The organism is Actinoplanes sp. NPDC020271 (assembly GCF_044388125.1).
Classification (GTDB): domain Bacteria; phylum Actinomycetota; class Actinomycetes; order Mycobacteriales; family Micromonosporaceae; genus Actinoplanes.
On sequence record NZ_JBIRWQ010000077.1, the window covers coordinates 1 to 4117 of the forward strand.

Sequence of the window (4117 nt, forward strand, 5' to 3'; positions counted from 1 at the left end):
CGCACGGGCATCATGATCGCGTACGCCCATGACCACAAAGGATGGTGGTCACCGGACCACCGTTTCTGCGCCAGAGCCGTTCTTTTTACAGTCCCGACCACGGTGCCGATCTGCGACGACGCCTCGCAGGGCGGGGGACACTGGCGTTGGTCGACTCGGCGGCACGTGCCGCGTCTGCGTTCACCCCGGCGGCCCCGTTGGCGTTGGTGGAGATCTCGCGGATCGAGATGCCCATCTCGTCGGCGCCGGCCGCGAGGCCCGGGGCTGTTCTAGGTTCGACGTCCGGGTAGCTCGGTGAGCGCGTCGGCTGCGGAGGTGCGGACGTCGGGGTTGGGGTGGTTGAGGAATACCTCGATGACTGGTCGCGCGGCGGGGTCGTGGGTGCACGCGAGAATGTTGAGGGCGTAGTCGAGCAGGGTCGGGTCGAGTGAGGCCAGGTGGTTTTGTAGGGCGTCGAACAGTCGCAGGTGCAGTGCGCGGTGGTTGAACGCTTCGTTGACGGCGTGGAGCGCCGACTCGCGCACGGTTGGATCGATGTCGTGCAGTGCGGTCGTCAGCAGGTGCGTGACGGCTTGTTCGGTATCGGCTTGGTTGTATGCGCCGGCGCGCAGGAGGTCGCCGAGTTCGTCGGCGGCGAGGTCCCGGCGGCGTGGGTCGGCGTGGGCGAGCTGGCCGAGGAGGGCTTGGAGGTTCACGCCGCCGCCTGCTGCTGGGGGCGTTCGACGAGCCGGCCGTGTTCGAAGCGGGCGCCGGCTCGGACCAGGGCGACCAGGTGCGGTGCGTTGACCGCTCGCCATCGCTGCTGGGCAGCCTCGATCAGTTTGAACGCCATCGCGAGCCCGGCTGCTTTCGAGCCGGGGCCTTTGGTGACCTTGGTGCGGTGCCGCACTGTCGCGAAGGTCGACTCGATCGGGTTCGTGGTGCGCAGGTGCACCCAGTGCTCGGCCGGGAAGTCGTAGAACGCTAGCAACTCGTCGAGGTCGTCGACGACCTTCGCGACTGCTTTGCCGAACTTCGCTCCGCAGGCGAGCTTGAACGCGGCGACCGCGCGGCGGGCGTGTTCGCGGTCCTCGGCGTTCCAGATCTCGGCCAAGGCGCGCTTCGCTCCGGGATGCGCCGATTTTGGTAGCGCACCGAGGACGTTGGCGATCTTGTGGAACCAGCAGCGTTGCTCCCGGCTGGAGGGGAACACCTCGCGCAGACCGTTCCAGAAGCCGAGCGCGCCGTCGCCGACGGCCAGTATCGGGGCGCGCATGCCGCGGCGTTTGCAGTCACGTAGCAGGTCCGCCCAGGACTCGGTGGACTCGCGGTAGCCCTCCGCGAGGGCGACGAGCTCCTTACGGCCGTCGACGCGGACGCCAACCATGACGAGCAGGCAGAGTTTCGCCTCGTCCAGACGAACGTTCAGGTGCACGCCGTCGGCCCACAGGTAGACGTAGTGAGGTTCCCCCTCGAGACCGGACACTTCGAAACCAGACAGCGGTCTGGGGAAGGATGTCCCGGTGCCTCGTCCCTCGAAGTATCCCGAGCAGTTCCGTAAGGACGCCGTCGATCTGGTCCGCACCTCGGGCCGCACGATCCGTGACGTCGGCCGGGAACTCGGCGTCAACCACGAGACCCTGCGGAACTGGGTCAGCGCCGCGAAACGCGCCGAGCAAGGCCCCGCGGCCGGCGACGGCGGTGCCGGCGGGCAGGTCAGCTCGGCCGAGCGTGAGGAGCTGAACCGGCTGCGTAAGAAGGTCGCCGAGCTGGAACTGGAGAAGGAGATACTTCGTAAAGCGGCACAATATTTTGCCAAGGAGATGGGTCGTTGATCCACCGCTACCGGTTCATCTCCGAACACCACGCCGTCTACGGCGTCACGCGGCTGTGTCGTGTCCTGGCGGTCCACCGGCGGCAGGGCTACTACGAGTGGCTGGCCGGCGAACCCGCCCGGCAGGAACGCGAGCGAGCGGAGGAGCAGCTCACCGCCCGGATCCGGGCAATCCACGGCGAGCACCGCAACGCCTACGGATCGCCTCGGGTCACCGCCGAACTGCGTCGGCGCGGCCTGCTGATCAACCGTAAACGCGTCGAGCGGATCATGCGGGAACGCGGCATCGCCGGGATCACCCGCCGGCGCCGCCGGTCGCCGACCCGCCCCGACGCCACCGCCGTGCCAGCGCCGGACCTGATCCGCCGCGAGTTCACCGCCCTGGCGCCCGGGCTGCGGTTCGTCGGCGACATCACCTACCTGCCCACCAGCGAGGGCTGGCTATACCTGGCCACCACGATCGACCTGTTCAACCGCGAGGTCGCCGGGCACGCCATGGCCGCGCACATGCGCACCGAACTGATCAGCGACGCCGTCGAGCTGGCGCACCGCCGCGGCCTGGTCCGACCCGGCGCGATCTTCCATTCCGACCGAGGCAGCCAGTACACATCGAGAGACTTTCGTACCACGCTGACCAGGTTGAAGATGCGCCCATCGATGGGCCGGGTCGGGTCCTGCTACGACAACGCGGTCGCCGAGTCGTTCTTCGCCGCCCTGAAATCCGAGGTCGGCACTCGTGTCTGGGCTACCCGGGCACAGGCTCGCCAGGACGTATTCGCCTACATCAACTACTACAACGGCCAGCGACTGCACTCGACCAACGGGCTGCGCACTCCGCGTGAGACTCGTGTCTGCTACCGTCCACCCATCGCCCTCGCGGCATAAAACCCTGGTGTCCGATCCCGGGGTGGAACCTCAGAGGGTGCCTTCACCGGCAGCCCCGCAGCCGGAGGAGACACCAACGGCTGGCAACGCTGGAACGGTTCCGCCCGCATCATCGGCGAGGTCGACAACCAGGATTCCGGACGCAAATATCTGAACAACGGCTTCTACCAGCCCAACCGTATCCTCGACGGCGACGCGTTCTACGTCGCGATCAGCCGCTGAACCACCGGTGGCGCTCCAGTCCAAGGGGGCGCCACCGGCCGAAAGGAGATCCGGTGAGCGCCTACGGCGAAACCATTGTCGACACCGCGGAGGGAACGTTCCTCATTCGCGACGCGCTCGCCGACACCGACGCCGACCAGGCCGCCGCCGCCCGAGCCGCCCGGATACCGGGTCGCCGCGGTGGCCGGATGCTGGGCGCGGCCGGCACCGTCATCCAAGTGCGATGCGCGCACCAGTACAGCTGCCCGCAGATACGTATCGAAGTGCTCGACGCCGCCACGCCGGCTGATGAGGGTGCCTGGCAGTGGGCGGAACCGTTGGAGCTGACCGTGGTCAGCGGACGCATCGGTGTCGAGGGTGATGCGAATTTTGCGCTGGAGCTGAATGCTTCTCCAGGGCGATACGTCGCTATGGTCGGTCACCAGGGGCGCCGGGAAATGGAGGAGGCCGCTGTACATGTCGAGACGGCGACGATCCAAACAGGCGGCGAGGAGACCTATGCCGCATGGCAACGCTTGCGGGGCACCGAAAAGTATCTTGTGCGTCTCTGGCCTTCGCTCTGACTGGGCGACACAGTGCAACCCAGGCCGACCGGTCTGCGGCAGATCCGGATGTGCCCTGACGCGGTTCTTCGCGAAAACGAACCCGAGGCTGCAGGCCGGTCGCGAGGATCAGAGCATGGGATCCACGGCGGCAATAGAGGTCGCTGCGTCCGCGCCAGGTCCCGGCTGGTTCCCATAGGCGACCTTGCTGGTTAATTCGGTTCGTCACCAGACGGCGACGCACCATTTTCCTCCCACGGGGAGGCGCGCAGCGCCCGGGACTACTCCTTGGCAAAATATTGTGCCGCTTTGCGAAGGATTTGCTTCTCCGCTTCCAGCTCGGCGACCTTCTTGCGCAGCCGGCTCAGCTCTTTGCGCTCCGCCGGGCTGACCTGCTCGCCCGCGCTGTCACCGGCGGCGGGGCCCTGCTCAGCGCGTTTCGCGGCGCTGACCCAACCCCGCAGAGTCTCGTAGTTGACGCCGAACTCGCGGCCGACGTCACGGATCGTGCGACCCGACGCGCGGATCAGATCGACGGCGTCTTTTAGAGGATCAGACGCCCTCTTACTGGACGTTTTAATAACGTTAGGTGAGTTATCGGAGGGTTGAGAACACGCAATCTCGGCTACGGCTGGCCGATACGCCCGAATCAACC

General features: G+C 66.9%; 6 protein-coding genes. 3 read left to right on the plus strand and 3 right to left on the minus strand.

Going from position 1 to position 4117, the window contains the following annotated elements; genetic code table 11:
• Nucleotides 1-269: 269 nt before the first annotated feature.
• Both ACH442_RS47880 and ACH442_RS47885 read right to left on the minus strand, forming a co-directional pair.
• Nucleotides 270-695 carry a HEAT repeat domain-containing protein gene (locus tag ACH442_RS47880; RefSeq protein ID WP_396344897.1) on the minus strand — a complete coding sequence of 142 codons (426 nt, stop codon included), beginning with the start codon at nucleotides 693-695 and terminating at the stop codon, nucleotides 270-272.
• On the minus strand, nucleotides 692-1465 hold the full coding sequence (locus ACH442_RS47885) for an IS256 family transposase (protein WP_396344898.1): 774 nt from the start codon (nucleotides 1463-1465) through the stop codon (nucleotides 692-694). Before ACH442_RS47885 ends, ACH442_RS47880 begins: the two co-directional genes overlap by 4 nt.
• Nucleotides 1466-1502: 37 nt before the next feature.
• On the opposite strand from ACH442_RS47885, the gene ACH442_RS47890 reads away from it, so the two are divergent.
• The 3 genes from ACH442_RS47890 (at nucleotide 1503) to ACH442_RS47900 (ending at nucleotide 3483) form a co-directional block, all read left to right on the plus strand.
• The gene (locus ACH442_RS47890; protein ID WP_396344899.1) at nucleotides 1503-1814 is read left to right on the plus strand and encodes a transposase; all 312 of its coding nucleotides are present in this window, start codon (nucleotides 1503-1505) and stop codon (nucleotides 1812-1814) included.
• On the plus strand, nucleotides 1811-2698 hold the full coding sequence (locus ACH442_RS47895) for an IS3 family transposase (protein ID WP_396344900.1): 888 nt from the start codon (nucleotides 1811-1813) through the stop codon (nucleotides 2696-2698). The genes ACH442_RS47890 and ACH442_RS47895 overlap by 4 nt, the downstream gene beginning before the upstream one ends.
• A gap of 275 nt (nucleotides 2699-2973) precedes the next feature.
• Nucleotides 2974-3483 (plus strand): hypothetical protein, encoded by a 510-nt coding sequence (locus ACH442_RS47900; RefSeq protein WP_396344901.1) that lies wholly within the window; start codon nucleotides 2974-2976, stop codon nucleotides 3481-3483.
• A 260-nt stretch (nucleotides 3484-3743) separates the two neighbouring features.
• Here ACH442_RS47900 and ACH442_RS47905 read toward each other — a convergent pair.
• A partial coding sequence (locus ACH442_RS47905) for a transposase (RefSeq protein ID WP_396344902.1) occupies nucleotides 3744-4117 on the minus strand: 374 nt, incomplete at its 5' end.